This window comes from uncultured Microbacterium sp., from assembly GCF_900078385.1.
In the GTDB taxonomy this organism is placed as follows: Bacteria; Actinomycetota; Actinomycetes; order Actinomycetales; family Microbacteriaceae; genus Microbacterium.
The window spans coordinates 78,401-93,949 of sequence record NZ_FLQR01000010.1; the positions used below are offsets into that span (position 1 = coordinate 78,401).

14 protein-coding genes are annotated in these 15,549 nt (G+C 69.7%); 8 read left to right on the top strand and 6 right to left on the bottom strand.

The features are described 5' to 3' along the window. Positions 1 to 24 precede the first annotated feature (24 nt). The 8 genes from QZL85_RS12850 (at position 25) to QZL85_RS12885 (ending at position 8,962) form a co-directional block, all read left to right on the top strand. The gene (locus QZL85_RS12850; RefSeq protein ID WP_295577337.1) at positions 25 to 579 is read left to right on the top strand and encodes a PH domain-containing protein; all 555 of its coding nucleotides are present in this window, start codon (positions 25 to 27) and stop codon (positions 577 to 579) included. 57 nt (positions 580 to 636) lie between these two features. Then, positions 637 to 1,764 (top strand): 5-(carboxyamino)imidazole ribonucleotide synthase, encoded by a 1,128-nt coding sequence (locus QZL85_RS12855; protein WP_295577339.1) that lies wholly within the window; start codon positions 637 to 639, stop codon positions 1,762 to 1,764. Positions 1,765 to 1,863: 99 nt separating this feature from the next. Beyond that, on the top strand, positions 1,864 to 2,331 hold the full coding sequence (gene purE / locus QZL85_RS12860) for a 5-(carboxyamino)imidazole ribonucleotide mutase (RefSeq protein ID WP_295577631.1): 468 nt from the start codon (positions 1,864 to 1,866) through the stop codon (positions 2,329 to 2,331). Then, the gene (locus QZL85_RS12865) at positions 2,328 to 3,764 is read left to right on the top strand and encodes an LCP family protein (protein ID WP_295577341.1); all 1,437 of its coding nucleotides are present in this window, start codon (positions 2,328 to 2,330) and stop codon (positions 3,762 to 3,764) included. Before purE ends, QZL85_RS12865 begins: the two co-directional genes overlap by 4 nt. Before the next feature lie 19 nt (positions 3,765 to 3,783). Continuing rightward, entirely contained in the window at positions 3,784 to 4,908 is a 1,125-nt protein-coding gene (locus QZL85_RS12870) for a glycosyltransferase (RefSeq protein WP_295577343.1), read from the top strand. An 80-nt stretch (positions 4,909 to 4,988) separates the two neighbouring features. Then, complete coding sequence (locus QZL85_RS12875; protein WP_295577346.1) at positions 4,989 to 7,250, top strand: SH3 domain-containing protein; 2,262 nt, start codon at positions 4,989 to 4,991, stop codon at positions 7,248 to 7,250. Between the two features lie 84 nt (positions 7,251 to 7,334). Next, the gene (locus QZL85_RS12880) at positions 7,335 to 8,225 is read left to right on the top strand and encodes an ABC transporter permease (protein WP_295577348.1); all 891 of its coding nucleotides are present in this window, start codon (positions 7,335 to 7,337) and stop codon (positions 8,223 to 8,225) included. Next, positions 8,225 to 8,962, top strand: a complete 738-nt coding sequence (locus QZL85_RS12885) for an ABC transporter ATP-binding protein (protein WP_295577350.1) — start codon at positions 8,225 to 8,227, stop codon at positions 8,960 to 8,962. Before QZL85_RS12880 ends, QZL85_RS12885 begins: the two co-directional genes overlap by 1 nt. A 2-nt stretch (positions 8,963 to 8,964) precedes the next feature. Here the strand turns inward: QZL85_RS12885 and QZL85_RS12890 are convergent, their stop codons facing one another. From QZL85_RS12890 to QZL85_RS12915, 6 genes are read right to left on the bottom strand one after another with little or no spacing between them, the layout of a single operon-like run. Next, positions 8,965 to 10,398 (bottom strand): glycosyltransferase family 2 protein, encoded by a 1,434-nt coding sequence (locus QZL85_RS12890; protein ID WP_295577353.1) that lies wholly within the window; start codon positions 10,396 to 10,398, stop codon positions 8,965 to 8,967. Beyond that, positions 10,395 to 11,822, bottom strand: a complete 1,428-nt coding sequence (gene rfbD, locus QZL85_RS12895; RefSeq protein ID WP_295577355.1) for a dTDP-4-dehydrorhamnose reductase — start codon at positions 11,820 to 11,822, stop codon at positions 10,395 to 10,397. Before rfbD ends, QZL85_RS12890 begins: the two co-directional genes overlap by 4 nt. A gap of 4 nt (positions 11,823 to 11,826) precedes the next feature. Further along, entirely contained in the window at positions 11,827 to 12,825 is a 999-nt protein-coding gene (gene rfbB, locus QZL85_RS12900) for a dTDP-glucose 4,6-dehydratase (RefSeq protein ID WP_295577357.1), read from the bottom strand. Then, complete coding sequence (rfbA, locus tag QZL85_RS12905; RefSeq protein WP_295577360.1) at positions 12,825 to 13,694, bottom strand: glucose-1-phosphate thymidylyltransferase RfbA; 870 nt, start codon at positions 13,692 to 13,694, stop codon at positions 12,825 to 12,827. The genes rfbB and rfbA overlap by 1 nt, the downstream gene beginning before the upstream one ends. 51 nt (positions 13,695 to 13,745) lie before the next feature. Further along, on the bottom strand, positions 13,746 to 14,813 hold the full coding sequence (locus tag QZL85_RS12910; protein ID WP_295577364.1) for an NAD(P)-dependent oxidoreductase: 1,068 nt from the start codon (positions 14,811 to 14,813) through the stop codon (positions 13,746 to 13,748). Between the two features lie 7 nt (positions 14,814 to 14,820). Next, positions 14,821 to 15,531 (bottom strand): 2-C-methyl-D-erythritol 4-phosphate cytidylyltransferase, encoded by a 711-nt coding sequence (locus QZL85_RS12915; RefSeq protein ID WP_295577366.1) that lies wholly within the window; start codon positions 15,529 to 15,531, stop codon positions 14,821 to 14,823. Positions 15,532 to 15,549 lie beyond the last annotated feature (18 nt).

Genomic DNA, 15,549 nt, shown 5'->3' on the forward strand with positions numbered 1-15,549 from the left:
CGAGGCGCCCCGCACAATGGGGGTGTGACTCAGCCGACCGCGTACCCGGGGCGCCCGCTCACCCCGGTGCCGGCTGCGTCGAGCCCCGAACTGCGGATCGCCCGCCTCCGTACGCACGGCCGGTCGCTGCTGTGGCCTGTGCTCGTCCTCCTGGCCGTCGCCGCGGCCGTCGGCTTCTTCGCCGGCAATCTCCCCGCGCCGTTCGAGGACTGGATGCTGTGGGCGGCCGCCGGACTGGTCGTCCTGCTGCTCGTCGTGGTGCCCTTCCTCGCGTGGCTGTCGCGCACCTACACGATCACGACGCGCCGCGTCATCGCGCAGTCCGGGCTCATCGGGCGTCGCCGCACCGAGCTCAGCCACGCCCGCGGCTACACGATCGCCGAGCGCCGCGGTCCCATCCAGCGGATGTGGGGTGCCGGCACCCTCACGCTCTCGAACGGGATCGACGCACCGCTCCGCCTCCCGAACATCCCGTCCGTTCGCCTCGTGCACGAGGTTCTCGCGGACCAGGTCGAGGTCAGCCAGATCCTCGCGCACCGCGACTCGCACAGCATCCCCGTCGTCGCGCCCGGCGCCTGACCCCACCGCATCCCCGCGCCCCGATGCGCGAAGATGGGAGGGAGCTAAGGAGCAGTCATGGCACTTCGGGTCGGAATCATCGGCGGCGGGCAGCTGGCGCGGATGATGATCGCGCCGGCCGTCGAGCTCGGCATCGACGTCCGCGTGCTCGCCGAGGAGCCGGGGATGGCCGCCCACCTGGCCGCCACGGCGGTCGGCGACTACCGCGACGCCGAGACCGTGCTGGCCTTCGCGCGCGAGGTCGACGTCGTCACGTTCGACCACGAGCACGTCCCGCAGGACGTGCTCACCACCCTCGTCGACGCCGGGGTCGCCGTGCACCCCGGCCCGCACGCCCTCTGGTTCGCGCAGGACAAACTCCGCATGCGCACGCGCCTCGCCGAACTGGGACTGCCCCAGCCGGACTGGGCCGCGGTCTCCGACGCCGCGGGCCTCCAGGACTTCCTCGACGCGCACGGCGGACGCGCGGTCGTGAAGACGCCGCGCGGCGGCTACGACGGCAAGGGCGTCCGCGTGGTGTCGGCGCCGGACGACGTCGCCGACTGGCTCACGGCGCTCGGCGACGGCGGGGAGCTCCTCGTCGAGGAGCTCGTGGACTTCACGCGGGAGCTCGCCCAGCAGGTCGCCCGCCGCCCCTCCGGCCAGCTCGTCGCCTACCCCGTCGTGGAGACGGTGCAGCGCGACGGCGTGTGCGCCGAGGTCCTCGCACCCGCGCCGCACGCCTCGGCACGGCTCAGCGACGTGGCCGCCTCGATCGGCGCGCAGATCGCCGAAGGGCTCGACGTCGCCGGCATGCTCGCGGTCGAGCTGTTCGAGACCAGCGACGACCGTCTGCTCGTCAACGAGCTCGCGATGCGCCCCCACAACAGCGGGCACTGGAGCCAGGACGGCGCCGTCACGGGGCAGTTCGAACAGCACCTGCGGGCCGTGCTCGACCTGCCGCTGGGCGACGCGTCGCCGCGTCAGCCCTGGTCCGTCATGGTCAACATCCTGGGCGGCCCGCTCCGCGACGGCCTCGACGCCCGGCTGCCCGCCGTGCTCGACGCGCACCCCGCCGTGAAGGTGCACACCTACGGCAAGGATCCCCGCCCGGGCCGCAAGGTCGGGCACGTGACGGCGGTCGGCGACGAGCTGGACGGCGTGGTCTACGAAGCCCGGGCCGCCGCGGCGTTCTTCGCGGACTGAACAGCCGTGCCGTTGCGGGCATCTTCCAGCCGGGACGCCTAGCCTGGTCGAGTGAACCGGCCGCTGCACTCGTCAGACACCCCGCTCGTGGGCGTCGTCATGGGATCCGACTCCGACTGGCGCGTCATGAGCGATGCCTCGCAGATGCTGTCCGACTTCGCGATCCCGCATGAGGTCGAGGTCGTCTCGGCCCACCGCACCCCCGACAAGCTGCTGCGTTACGGCCGCGAGGCGCGTGGACGGGGGCTCAAAGTGATCATCGCGGGCGCCGGCGGCGCCGCGCACCTCCCCGGGATGCTGGCCTCGCTCACGCCCCTTCCCGTGATCGGCGTGCCCGTGCAGCTCGCGACCCTCGACGGGCTGGACTCGCTCCTCAGCATCGTGCAGATGCCCGCCGGGATCCCCGTGGCCACCGTCTCGATCAACGGCGCGAAGAACGCCGGCATCCTCGCTGCACGCATCCTCGGTGCGGACGACCACCGACTCGGCGACCGCCTCGAGCAGTACGCCCGCTCCCTCGAGGAGCAGGTGGAGGAGAAGAACCGCCGCCTGAAGGACGCTCTATGACCCTGCTCAGCCCGCCGCGCTCCACCCGGGCGCCCGCGGCGTCGGCGGGGGTGCTCCAGGACAGACCGCTGCGGCATCCGGATGTCTCGTCGCAGGCGGTCATGACGCGCCGCGCGTGGTGGCTCGTCCTGATCGGCTTCCTCATCCCCGGGTCCGCCCAGGTGCTCGCCGGCAACCGGCGGCTCGGCCGCGTGGGGCTCGGCGCCACCCTGGCCTTCTGGGTCCTCGCCGTCGTCGGCGTGCTGACCGCGGTGCTCTGGCGGTCGATGCTCATCACGGTGCTGACGAGCTGGTTCGTGCTGCTGCTCATCCAGGTGCTGTGCGTGGTCTACGCGGTGCTGTGGGCCGTCCTTGCCATCGACACCCTGCGTCTGACCCGACTCGTGCGCGCGCGTCCGCGGGCCCGCGTGGGCATCGCGGCACTGTCCGTGGCGCTGCTCGCGCTGTCCAGTGGCGGCGCCCTCGCCGCCGCGCAGTACGCCGGTTCGGCGCGGGAGGCCATCGCGTCGGTGTTCGGCGCGGGACCGAGCGTGCCGCCCTCTGACGGCTACTACAACTTCCTGCTGCTGGGCGCGGACAGCGCCAAGGGGCGCGACCACATGCTCTTCGACAGCATCTCCGTCGTCTCCGTCAACGCCGACTCGGGTGCCGTGACGATCACCGGCATCCCGCGCGACATGCGGAACGTGCCGTTCTCCGACGGACCCATGCGGGACCGCTACCCGGACGGGCACACCGGCCACGCCGACCCGGTCTGCGGATGGGACAACAAGATCAACCAGCTCAGCACCGAGGTCGGGCTCTGCCTCGACGGCGAGGCGATGTACCCGGAGGCCGCCGAGATCGGGTCGACGCCGGCCATCGAGGCGACCCGCGACGCGGCCGAGGGCGTGCTGGGGATCGAGATCCAGTACTTCGTCTTCGTGGACATGGACGGCTTCGCGGCGCTCATCGACGCACTCGGCGGTGTCGAGATCACGGTCGACGAGCGCCTTCCCACCGGCGCGCTGCACGAGAACGAGGACGGGTCGCTGTCGGGCATCACCGGCTGGATCGAAGCCGGCACGCAGCACATGGACGGCGACACCGCGCAGTGGTACGCGCGCTCCCGCTACACGACGAGCGACTGGGACCGGATGCGGCGCCAGCGCGAGCTGCAGCAGGCGATCCTCGCCCAGTTCACACCCATGAACGTCGTCACGCGGTTCCAGGACATCGCCTCGGCCGGCTCGCAGATCGTCGACACCGACCTGCCGGAGACGATGATCTCCTATCTCGCGGACCTCGCCCTGAAGGCCAAGGAGCAGAAGGTGACGACGATCGAGCTGACGCTCGAGAACGACATCGACCCCGACGAGCCGGACTTCGCCGCGATCCACGAGCTCGTCGACGGGGCGCTCCACCCCGCGGAGACCCCGGCGCCGACGCCGTGAGCGCGGTTAGGCTCCTCCAATGACGGCGACACTGCGCATCGTGCTCGACCAGGTGACGTCGCCGACCGATCCCGATCTCGCGGTCGCGTCGGCACAGCTCGCCCGCGCGCTCATCGACACCGCCCCGGCCGGCTGCGAAGTCGCCGCCCTCATCCCCGCCGCGCCGGCCTCCGACGTCGAGGACCTGCAGCACCGCCTGCCGGGCCTGAGCGCCGTCGACCGGGCGGCACTGCCTTCGCGCCGGCTCGCCGCCGCGTGGCAGGTGGGCGTGCCCGCCGGGGCGGGTGGCGGCCTCATCCACTCCCCGACCCTCATGGCGCCGCTCGTGCGACACGATCGCGCCCACGACCACGACCAGACCATCGTCACGCTCTGGGATCTGGATGCGTGGGAGCACCCGGGCGAGCATCCGCGCACGAGCGTCGCCTGGCAGAAGGGGATGCTGCGCCGCGCCGCCCGGTACGCCGACGCCGTGATCGTCCCCACGCATGCCGCCGCCGCGCGGGTCGGCGAGCTCGCGAACCTCGGGGAGCGGATCCGTGTCATGTCGGGAGCGGCGCCCGCCGACTTCCGCGTACCGGCCGACGAGGTCGGCCGGCGGAGAGAACTCGGCATCCCGGAGGGGTGCCTGCTCGTCAGCGGATCCGCGGCCCCGTCGACCGGCCTCGGGGTGGCGTTCGAGGCGATCGCCCGTCACGGCGGCGACCTGCCCATCGTCGTCATCGACGCGCCCGAGGGCGGGGAGCCCGCCATCGCCGATCTCGCCGCGGCCGCCGGGGTGCCGGAGCGGCGGCTGCATGTCCGGACGGCTCTCGCGCCCGTCGACCGCGCCGCCGTCTTCGGCGGTGCGGTGACGTTCCTGGCGCCGTCGACGCGCACCCATTTCCCCTGGCGTGTCGTGGAGGCGCTGCGCCTCGGCGTGCCGCTCGTCGCGGCGGGGAGCGATGTGCACCGCGAGGTGATCGTCGACGGGGGAGTGATCGTGGAACCCGATGACGTCGACGCGTTCGCGGCAGCGATCGGTGCGGCGCTGGGGTCCGCGGAAGCGGCGGAGAGACTCGGGGTCCTCGCGGCCGACCGCGGCCGCGCGTTCTCCTGGGCCGGGGCGGCCGAACGCGTCTGGCAGCTGCACGCCGACCTCTGAGGTCGCTTGAAACGGCGTGTCTCTCATCCAATCGGAAGATTCGGGTGGTATCAGGCGGTCACTTCCGTCACAATGGTCACATGTCACTTCCCCCGGTGCGCCGACGTGCGGCGAGCCCGAGAGCCCTCGCCGTCAGTCTCGTGGGCGTTCTCGTGGCGGCCCTGCTGAGCATCGTGGCGCCCGCGGCGGCTCAGGCCGCAGCGCTTCCGCCCTCGATCCTCGAGGGCGGGTTCATCATCAGCGACGCGGAGTACTTCGACAGCGACTCGCTCACCGCCGCCCAGATCCAGACGTTCCTCACCGCGAAGGTCCCGACCTGCAAGGCGACGACGGGGCCGACGTGCCTGAAGAACTTCAAGACCGCCCTGCCGAAGAAGGCGGCGGACAAGTACTGCAAGGAGATCGCGGCCAAGACGACCGCGACGGCCGCCGAGGTGATCGCCACGGTGGGACTCGCGTGCGGGATCAACCCCAAGGTCATCCTCGTGATGCTGCAGAAGGAGCAGGGCCTCGTCACCGCCACGGCGCCCACGGACTGGTCCTACCGCGCGGCCATGGGGCAGAGCTGCCCCGACACCGCACCCTGCTCCGCCGCGGCGGCAGGCTTCGTCAACCAGGTCTACCTCGGCGCACGGCAGCAGCAGGTCTACACGAAGAACCCGGACTCCTTCAACTACAAGCCGGGACAGGTCAACACCGTCAAGTGGCATCCCACCGCGTCGTGCGGCACCTCGAAGGTCTACATCCAGAACCGGGCCACCGCGAACCTCTACATCTACACGCCGTACCGTCCCAACATCGCGGCGCTCGCCGCCGGGTACGGCACCGGTGATGCGTGCTCGACCTACGGGAACCGGAACTTCTACAACTACTACGTGGACTGGTTCGCCCCGACGGCGTCGCCGTCCACCGGCGCCCCGGCGCAGATCGCCGCCTGCACGAAGCCCGCCGCAGCGGACATCGCCGCCGCGACCGGGACGGCCACGACCAAGGCCGCCGTCACGGTGCGCACGGCGCCGACCACACTGTGCGGGACGTCCACCAAGGCGCTTGCCAAGGGCGCCAAGCTGACCGTCACCGGCGCCTATGGGGCGTGGATCCGGGGGACCACGGGCGGAAAGACCTACTGGGCACCCAAGTCCGCGCTCTCCGTCTCCGTGCCCGCGCCGGCCGGCAGCGGCGAGGTCTGCGCTCTGCCGTCGGCGACGAGCATCTCGCCGGCATCCGGCACCGTCATGGTCACCACCGGCGCCCTCAACGCGCGCAAGGCTCCGTCGACGAGTTGCGACACCGGCAAGAAGCAGATCACGATGGGCACGGTCGCCGCCCGTACCGGCACGTACGGCGAGTGGTGGCGCGTCACCCTGAGCGGCTCGTCCTACTGGGTCCACAGCGCCTACGTCGCTGTGCAGAAGCCGACCCCGACACCGACGCCGACGCCGACTCCCACTCCGAAGCCGACCCCGACACCGACGCCCACTCCGAAGCCGACGCCGACTCCCACTCCGACTCCGACTCCGACTCCCACGCCGACGCCGACGCCGACGCCGACTCCGACGCCCGCCCCGGCGGTCACCCTGTACACGGCCACCGTCGTCCACCTGCGCGCGAGCATGTCGACCACCGCCACCGCGCTGTACTCCTTCACGCCGGGCACCCAGCTCGCCGTGAGCGCGACGAGCGGCGCGTGGAGCAAGGTGACGCACGGATCGCTCCGCGGATGGGTGCGAAGCTCCCAGCTGACATCCGACAAGCCGACGGCCGCCGCGTCGTCCGCGCAGAAGACCACGGCCGCGCTGAATCTCCGCACTGCGGCCACGTCGAACAGCCCGGTGCTGACGACCCTGGCGAAGGGGACGAAGGTCACCGTCACCGCGACCTCCGGAACATGGCGCGCCGTGACCGTGGGCTCCCGTAGCGGCTGGGTCAACGGTCGCTATCTCACCGCCGTCGCGAGCACGCAGCCCGTGACCATGCAGGCGACGACGACCGTCAACCTCCGGGCCTCCGCATCGACCTCCGCGACGATCATCGCGAAGCTCGCCACGGGCACCAAGGTCTCCGTCACGGGATCCAGCGGCAAGTGGCGCAAGGTCGCGGTGGGAACCCGCACCGGGTGGGTGCACGGCGACTATCTGCGGGCCGTCGCCACCACGACGTCCAAGACCGTCAAGACGACCACCGCGGCTCTGAACCTGCGGTCGAAAGCATCCACGAGCGCCACGGTGATCACGGTGCTGCCGAAGGGCACGAAGGTGACGGTGGTCGCGAGCAGCGGCACATGGCGGAAGGTCACCGTCGGGTCCCGAACGGGCTGGGTGGCTGCTGCCTACCTCACGTAGGCGTCAGCCGGGTCTCCAGCTGCCGTCCGTTAGGATTGCTGGTGGCCCGCATCGGGCAGTGACCCGGCGGCAACGAGGACATCAGTGACTCCTATCGACTACAGCGCCTTCGATACGCCTGGACGAGGGCGAGGCATCCTCGATGTCGTCCGTTACCGCTACCTGCTGCGCCTGCTCGTGGGCAAGACCTCCTCGCTGCGCTATCGCAACTCGGTGCTCGGGTGGTTCTGGTCGTACGTGCGGCCCACCGTCCAGTTCCTCGTCTATTACCTCGTGGTCGGTCAGATCCTCGGTATGCACAAGAACGTCCCCGCGTTCCCGCTGTACCTGTTCAGCGGCATCGTCCTGGTGAACCTCTTCAACGAGTCCTTCGGCGCGGCGACGCGGGCGATCGTCGGCAACAAGGCGCTCGTGCGCAAGATCTATCTCCCCCGCGAGCTGTTCCCCATCTCCGCGATCATCGGATCGTTCATCCACTTCCTGCCGCAGCTTGCGATCCTCATCGTCGTGAGCCTGCTGTTCGGCTGGATCCCCTCATTCGCCTCGATCGGCCTCATCCTCGCGGGCGTCGTCATCGTCCTGTTGTTCGTGACCGGGATCGGCCTCTTCTTCTCCGCCGTCAATGTGCGCTACCGCGACGCGACCAACGTCGTCGAGATCATTCGCACGGTCGCCACGTGGTCGGTCCCGACCCTCTACACGTGGTCGATGGTCTACGACCGGACGCGCGGGATCCCGTGGCTGTTCGACCTGTACATGTCGAACCCGCTGGCCGTCGCGCTCGAGCTCTTCCACGAGGCCTTCTGGGTGCGCCTGCCCGATGTGGTGAACGCCGCCACACGACCGGCGAACGCCGACTGGCCCCCGGCATTCGGTTACTACGTCATCGCCGCCGTCGGCATCATCATCTTCAGCCTCGTCGTCGGCCAGTTCGTCTTCCGGCGCCTCGAGCGCTCCTTCGCCCAGGAACTGTGATGTCCTCCACTCCTCAGCCCCGCATCATCGTCGAGCATGTGTCGAAGTGGTTCAACAAGCGCAGCAGCCGCTCGATGAAGGATGCCGCCATCAACGTCATTCGCCGGATGCCGGTGCGCGCGCGCCAGTTCCAGGCGCTCGACGACATCAGCTTCATGATCGGCGAGGGCGAGTCGGTCGCCGTCATGGGTCTGAACGGGTCCGGCAAATCGACGACGCTGAAGCTCGTCTCCGGTGTGCTGGAGCCGGACGAGGGGCGCGTCTTCACCCGCGGGCGGGTCGCGGGCTTGATCGAGGTCGGCGCGGGGTTCCACCCCGATCTCACCGGCCGCGAGAACGTGTTCCTCAATGCCGCCATCCTCGGGATGAGCGAGAAGGAGACCACCGCGCGCTTCGACGAGATCGTCGCGTTCAGCGAGATCGGCGAATTCATCGACGAGGAGGTCAAGCATTACTCCTCCGGAATGTTCATGCGTCTCGCCTTCAGCGTCGCCATCCACGTCGAGCTCGACGTGCTCCTCGTCGACGAGGTCCTCGCCGTCGGCGATGCGCCGTTCCGCGCCAAGTGCAACGCCAAGCTGAAGGAACTCGCCGACCGGGGCGTCACCATGATGGTCGTCAGCCACAGCAGGAGCCAGGTCCGGGAGCTCTGCACGCGCGGCATCGTCATCCGCAAGGGGAAGCTCGTCTTCGACGGGCCCATCGACGAAGCGGTCCGCGTCCTCGAGGGGAAATAGGCTCAGCGGGGACGGGGCCGACGGCGGAACACCCTCCGCACGCGCGACGGCAGGAGCCGCACCGTCCAGTCCTTGAGGCGCCGCGCGGCCCGGCGTCGGCCGGCCACCGCCCCAGACCCGCCCCCGCCGCGTCGGCGTTCCGCGGTCACCGTCGTCTCCCGTGGCCCGAGCGCCGACGCCACCCGGATGCGGTCGCCCGCGTGCGCGGTTGCGTCCGGCGCGCGGAAGACGACTCCGTCTCCCGTGAACACGGTCCGCGGTGCGCCGGAGATCCGGGTGATACGGTCGGGAACGACGCGCTCCGCCGCCCGCGCGCCGAGGTCGGCGAGCACAGGCTCGACGATCGACGGCGAGAGGTGGGCGCGCAGAACGGCGGCGAGCGTGGTCCCCGGCGTCAGCGTACGGCCGGCGTCCATGAGCTCGAGTCCGATTCCGCCGTCGTCCTCCCAGGCGCGGACGTCGATCCGGTGGAGCGCATCGTCCGCGCGGTAGAACTCCGACATGGGGGCGTGACGCGCGATGGCGGCACCGACGGCCACGGTGGCAGTGGTCGCCCGGAGCGCCGTCGGCGCATATCGCTGCCGCACGATGCGACTCACCTCGTCGTAGAAGACCTGGCGCCGTGCCGTGGGAAGGTCGCGCACGATCGGGGAGCGGAGTCTGCCGATCAGTTCGTTGCGCAGCCAGCGGCTGAGATAGCGCTCACGGGCGGCCCCGGCCGGCAGGTGATCCTCCACCAGATCGATGACCTCTTCGACCACGGCGTAGTAGGGGACGGGGTCGTACGACCGGAAACCGGCGTTCCGCCCGTCGTCCCGGCTCGTGTGGAAGTAGCAGTCCGTCTCGGCGTAGACCGAGACGACGTCCGCGCGCAGGTATGCCGCTGTGACGAACAGGTGGTCTTCGAGGCGCCGCGTGTCCTCCGGGAAGCGGAGCCCGATCCGATCGAGGAACGCGCGCCGGAACATCTTGTGGGGCGTCTGGCTGTCCTCGATGCGGTCGACGCCGATCTGCGCGCGCGGCACGGAGCGCCGGAAGAGCGCCGTCGGGACGCGGCGATCCACGCCGACCATCTTCCCGACGACGACGTCCGAGCCGTTCGCGTCGGCATACGAGGTGAGTCGTTCCAGCGCCTCGTCCCCGAGCCAATCGTCCTGGTCGACGAACTGGATGTACGAGCCGCGTGCCGCGGCGATTCCGACGTTGCGCGGCTGCCCCGGCCACCCGTGGTTCGCCTGGTGGATCACGTGGGCGTTCTCGCGGTCCGCGCACCAGGCGTCCAGCAGGCCCGCCGTGCCGTCGGTGGAGCCGTCGTCGACGAAGACCGTCTCGAACCGTTCGGTGGGCAGCGACTGCCTGTCCAGGGACCGCAGCAGCGGGTCGAGGTAGCGCCCCGGGTTGTACACCGGTACGACGACGCTGACCGCGATCGTCATGACTGCGGAGTGTCCGTCGGGGTCAGGTAGGCGCGCAACGTGGTCCGCCAGTCCGCGGGCGTGAAGCCGGCATCCGCGATCTTCTCGAGCGCGAGCGCACTGTGGCGCGGACGCGGGGCGATGGGACCGCTCGCGGAGGCGTAGTAGTCCTCCGTCGTCACGGGGGTCACGCGCGCCGCGTCGTGTCCGGTCGTGGCGAACACGAGCGCTGCGACGTCCGCCCATGAGACGACATCGCCCGCCCCGGTCAGGTTGTAGACCCCGTAGGCGGGTGTCGTCTCGAGCAGGTGGCGGATGCCGCGCGCGATCTCGCTCGTGAACGTCAGCCGTCCGTGCTGGTCGGCGACGACATTCGGGTCGATGCCGCGCGCGGCGAGCGAGGCCATGGTGCGGACGAAGTTGGGGCCGTCCCCGATGACCCAGCTCGTGCGGAGGATGTAGTGGCGGGGAGCGGTGGCGGCGGCGGAATCGCCGGCCGCTTTCGTCTGGCCGTAGACCCCGAGGGGGGCGACCGGCTCATCCTCGCGGTACGGGGCGTCGGAGCTCCCGTCGAACACGTAGTCCGAGGAGACGTGGACGAGGGTCACGCCGTGCGCGGCCGCGAGGCCGGCGAGGGCGGCGACACCCGCCGCGTTGGCCGCCCAGGCGTCGCGACGCCCCTCCGGGGTCTCGGCGAGGTCGACCTTCGTGTAGGCCGCCGCGTTGACGATGGCCGCGTAGTCCCGCCAGCGACGCGCGCCGGAAAGGCCCGGAGCGGAGACGTCCAGGTCGGCCCGTGTCGCGAACTCGACGTGCCGCGCGCCCTCGTACTCCGCGCGCAGAGCGCGGCCCAGCTGACCGTCCGCGCCGAGCACCAGGATCTTCTTGGGCGGGATCGGGACCACATCCGCCAGGGCGGGGTGGGCGAGGTCCTTCGCCGAGATCCCGACCTGATCGAGCGGGATGGGCCAGGCGATCGCGACGGTCTCGTCGGCGAGGTTGAGGAAGGAGTACTCCGCGTCCGGGGACCAGTGGTCGTTGACGAGGTAGGTGTACGCGGTGTCGGGCGCGAGGGTCTGGTACGAGTTGCCGACGCCGCGCGGCACGAAGATGGCCTTCGACGGATCGAGCTCGGTCGTGAAGACGGCCCCGAAACTCGGACCCTCGCGGAGGTCGACCCAGGCCCCGAAGATGCGTCCGGTCGCGACGGAGACCCATTTGTCCCACGGTTCCGCGTGGATGCCGCGGGTGGTGCCGACGGCGTCGTTGAAGGAGATGTTGTTCTGCACCGGACCGAAGTCGGGCAGGCCCAGCCCGGTCATCTTCTCGCGCTGCCAGTTCTCCTTGAACCAGCCGCGGCTGTCGCCGTGCACGGGCAGGTCGAAGACGACGAGGCCCGGGATGGTCGTCTCCCGGGCTGTCAGGGTGGCGCCGTACCGGGTCACCGGGTCACTGGCCTTTCGACGTGTAGAAGGCTTCGACGCCGTCCTTGGTGGGAGCCCACCAGGACTCGTTGTCGCGGTACCAGTCGATCGTGGCGGAGAGGCCGGCCTCGAAGTCGCGGTAGCGGGGCTGCCAGCCGAGTTCGGTGCGCAGGCGGGTGGAGTCGATCGCGTAGCGCAGGTCGTGCCCGGCGCGGTCGGTGACGTGGTCGTAGGCGTCGGCGGGCTGTCCCATGAGGCTCAGGATGAGTTCGACGACGGTCTTGTTGTCCTTCTCGCCGTCTGCGCCGATGAGGTAGGTCTGGCCGATCTCGCCGCGCTCGAGGATCGTGAGCACGGCGGAGGAGTGGTCGTCGGCGTGGATCCAGTCGCGGACGTTCTCGCCCGTGCCGTAGAGCTTGGGGCGGATGCCGCGGATCACGTTGGTGATCTGCCGCGGGATGAACTTCTCCACGTGCTGGAACGGCCCGTAGTTGTTCGAGCAGTTCGAGATGGTGGCGCGCACCCCGAAGGAGCGCACCCAGGCGCGGACGAGCAGGTCGGAGCCGGCCTTGGTGGAGGAGTACGGGCTGGACGGGTTGTACGGGGTGTCCTCGGTGAAGCGGGCCGGGTCGTCCAGCTCCAGGTCGCCGTAGACCTCGTCGGTGGAGATGTGGTGCAGCCGTGTGCCGTGCCGGCGCGCGGCCTCTAGCAGCGTGTACGTGCCGATGATGTTGGTGTCCAGGAACGGACGCGGATCGTGCAGCGAGTTGTCGTTGTGCGACTCCGCGGCGTAGTGCACGACGGCATCCGCGGCGGAGAACAGCTCGTCCACGAGGCCCGCGTCGCAGATGTCGCCCTGCACGAACGTGAACCGGTCCTCCGCCAAGCCGTCCAGGGATGCCCGGTTGCCGGCATAGGTGAGCTTGTCGAGCACGGTGACGTGGTGGTCGGTGTGCTCGAGGACGTGGTGGACGAAGTTCGAGCCGATGAACCCGGCCCCGCCGGTGACGAGCAGATGAGCCATCAGCGGCCCCTTTCCAGGACTTCGAGGAGATAGGTGCCGTACCCGGACTTGACGAGCTTGTCCGCCCGTTCCCGCAGCGCCGCGTCGGAGAGGAACCCCTGCCGCCACGCGACCTCCTCCGGGACGCCGATCGACAGGCCGGTGCGCCGCTGCATCGTCCGGACGTACTCGGCGGCGTCGGTCATCTGGTCGAACGTGCCGGTGTCCAGCCAGGCCGTCCCGCGGGGCAGCACCTCGACCCGCAGCTTGCCGCGCTCGAGGTAGGCGCGGTTGATGTCGGTGATCTCGTACTCGCCGCGCGCACTGGGGGACAGGCCCCGCGCGATCTCGATGACGTCGTTGTCGTAGAAGTACAGGCCGGGAACCGCATAGTTGCTCTTCGGCTCGTCGGGCTTCTCCTCGAGGGAGACGGCACGGCCTTCGGCGTCGAACTCCACGACGCCGTACGCGGAGGGCTCGGCCACCCAGTAGGCGAAGACCGCTCCGCCGTCCACGTCTGCGTACTGCTTGAGCTGACGCCCCAGGCTCGGTCCGTACAGCAGGTTGTCCCCGAGGACGAGGGCGACCTTGTCGTCGCCGATGAAGTCCGCGCCGATCGTGAACGCCTGCGCCAACCCGTCCGGGGACGGCTGCTGCGCGAACGTCAGCGACACCCCGAACTGCGATCCGTCGCCGAGCAGCCGCTCGAAGAACGGCGCGTCGTGCGGCGTCGTGATGATGAGGATGTCATCGATGCCGGCGAGCATGAGCGTCGACAGCGGGTAGTAGACCATCGGCTTGTCGTACACCGGGATCAGCTGCTTGGACACGCCCAGCGTGATCGGGTGCAGACGCGTGCCGGAGCCCCCGGCGAGGATGATGCCCTTCACGAGTCCATCGTGGCATACCCGTCAGCGGGCCCGGATCCGCCCGGGGTCGGGCTAGATCGAGAACGGACCCTCGGGGTCCTTCAGGACGGCCATCATCCGATCGACGCCGCGCTCGAGGTCGAACACGGGCGTCCACCCGAGAGCCTCCAGCTTCTCCGAAGCCAGCGAGGAGTTCACCATCAGGTTGTGGGTGCCCGACTCCGCGCTCTCCGGAATGTCGAAGCGGACGTTCACGCTGGCTGCCCGCGCGACGGCCTCGGCGAGTTCGCGGACCGTGCAGATCGAATGCGGGTTCGAAATGTTGTACGCGTTGTCCCGCTCACCGCGGAGGAGCACGGTGAGGATCGCGGACGCGCAGTCGAGCGAGTAGCAGTACGAGCGCAGCTGGTCGCCCCGGCTCCTGAGGATCACATCGTCACCGGCAACGGCGCGCCGGGTGACCTCCGCCGAGACGCGATTGTCCGAGCTCCGGATGGAGGGGCCGTAGATGTGCCCGGGTCTGACGATCACCGAATCGATGCCGTACTCCATGCCGTACGCCACGCAGAGAGACTCGCCCGCGCGCTTGGACGACGGATAGCCGGCGCGCTGGTTCAGGATGTCGAGGTATCCGAAGTCGTTCTCCGCGTAGGGGTTCATCCCCTCCTTCTGCCCGTACACCTCGCTCGAGGAGATGTACAGGAGCCGGCGGACGGAGCTCGCGCGAGCGAGGTCGAACATCGCCGAGAGCCCGACGATGTTCGCGAGCATGGTCTCCACGGGAAGCTTCAGGTACATCGCGGGGTTCGCGTTGCTGGCGCCGTGGATGACGTAGTCGATGTCCGTCGCGAGGGCGACCTGTTCGCTCGACGTCGCGTCGTACGGGACGAAGACCAGTTCGCCGGGGGCGGGGGAGAAGCTCTGGAACCTGTCCGCGGCGTCCTGCTCGCTGCGCCCGGCCAGGTAGACCGTGATGTTCGCACTCAGCTCGCGGTTCATGAACAGGAGCAGGTCGACGACCGACGAGCAGATCATCCCCGTCGCCCCGGTGACCAGGACGCGGGTGTTGAAGAGGGCGCGCGCATCCGGGATGCTCGCGAAGGCCGCGCGGAGGTCCTCCGCGTACGAGTCGGCGGTCACCGTCGGATCAACCGGCCGCGTGCCGGGCGTCGAGGATGGACTCGAAGATGTAGAGATCGTCCATCGTCGTGATCTTCAGGTTCTGCTCCGAGCCCGCCGAGAAGTAGACCGTCTCGCCGAGTTCGTGCATCAGCACACACGATGCCGCGGTGTCTCCGATGCCCTGGACCTTCGCCTGCTCGTGAGCCCACATGAGCTTTCCCAGCGTGTACGAGTGCGGCGTCTGGGTGCGGAACAGCTGCTCGCGCGGGATGGACACGGTCGATGACACGCCGCTGTCGTCGCTTCGGAACACCGCCTCGACGCAGGGGATCGCGGCGACCGCGCTGCCGTTGGCCTTGAACTCGGCGATGTTGTCGGAGATGATCTCCGACGAGACCAGGCAGCGGTTGCCGTCGTGGATCATCACGATGTCCTCGTCGGTGGCGCCTTCCTCCCTGATCTTCGATAGGCCGATGTGGATGGACTCCTGACCCGTCGCCCCGCCGGGCACGATCGCCTGCAGCTTGGTGATGCCGTACTGCTTCGCGTAGGCGTTCACGACGTCGATCCAGGACGGGAGTGTCACCACGACGATCGCATCGATGGCCGGATGGTTCTGGAACGCCTCCATCGTGTAGACGATCAGGGGCTTGTTCTTGACGTGCATGAACTGCTTCGGGATGTCCTGCTTCATCCGCGAACCCGTGCCTGCCGCCGTTAGCAGTGCTGTGATCATGTGGGAGCTCCTGGGGGT

Bases quoted from the DNA above. Each gene is read 5' to 3' on its own strand.
- QZL85_RS12890 (WP_295577353.1), bottom strand. From the start codon at position 10,398: ATGACGATCGCGGTCAGCGTCGTCGTACCGGTGTACAACCCGGGGCGC.
- QZL85_RS12870 (WP_295577343.1), top strand. From the start codon at position 3,784: ATGACGGCGACACTGCGCATCGTGCTCGACCAGGTGACGTCGCCGACC.
- rfbB (WP_295577357.1), bottom strand. From the start codon at position 12,825: ATGGCTCATCTGCTCGTCACCGGCGGGGCCGGGTTCATCGGCTCGAAC.
- QZL85_RS12885 (WP_295577350.1), top strand. From the start codon at position 8,225: ATGTCCTCCACTCCTCAGCCCCGCATCATCGTCGAGCATGTGTCGAAG.
- QZL85_RS12855 (WP_295577339.1), top strand. From the start codon at position 637: ATGGCACTTCGGGTCGGAATCATCGGCGGCGGGCAGCTGGCGCGGATG.
- QZL85_RS12875 (WP_295577346.1), top strand. From the start codon at position 4,989: ATGTCACTTCCCCCGGTGCGCCGACGTGCGGCGAGCCCGAGAGCCCTC.
- QZL85_RS12915 (WP_295577366.1), bottom strand. From the start codon at position 15,531: ATGATCACAGCACTGCTAACGGCGGCAGGCACGGGTTCGCGGATGAAG.
- purE (WP_295577631.1), top strand. From the start codon at position 1,864: ATGGGATCCGACTCCGACTGGCGCGTCATGAGCGATGCCTCGCAGATG.
- QZL85_RS12865 (WP_295577341.1), top strand. From the start codon at position 2,328: ATGACCCTGCTCAGCCCGCCGCGCTCCACCCGGGCGCCCGCGGCGTCG.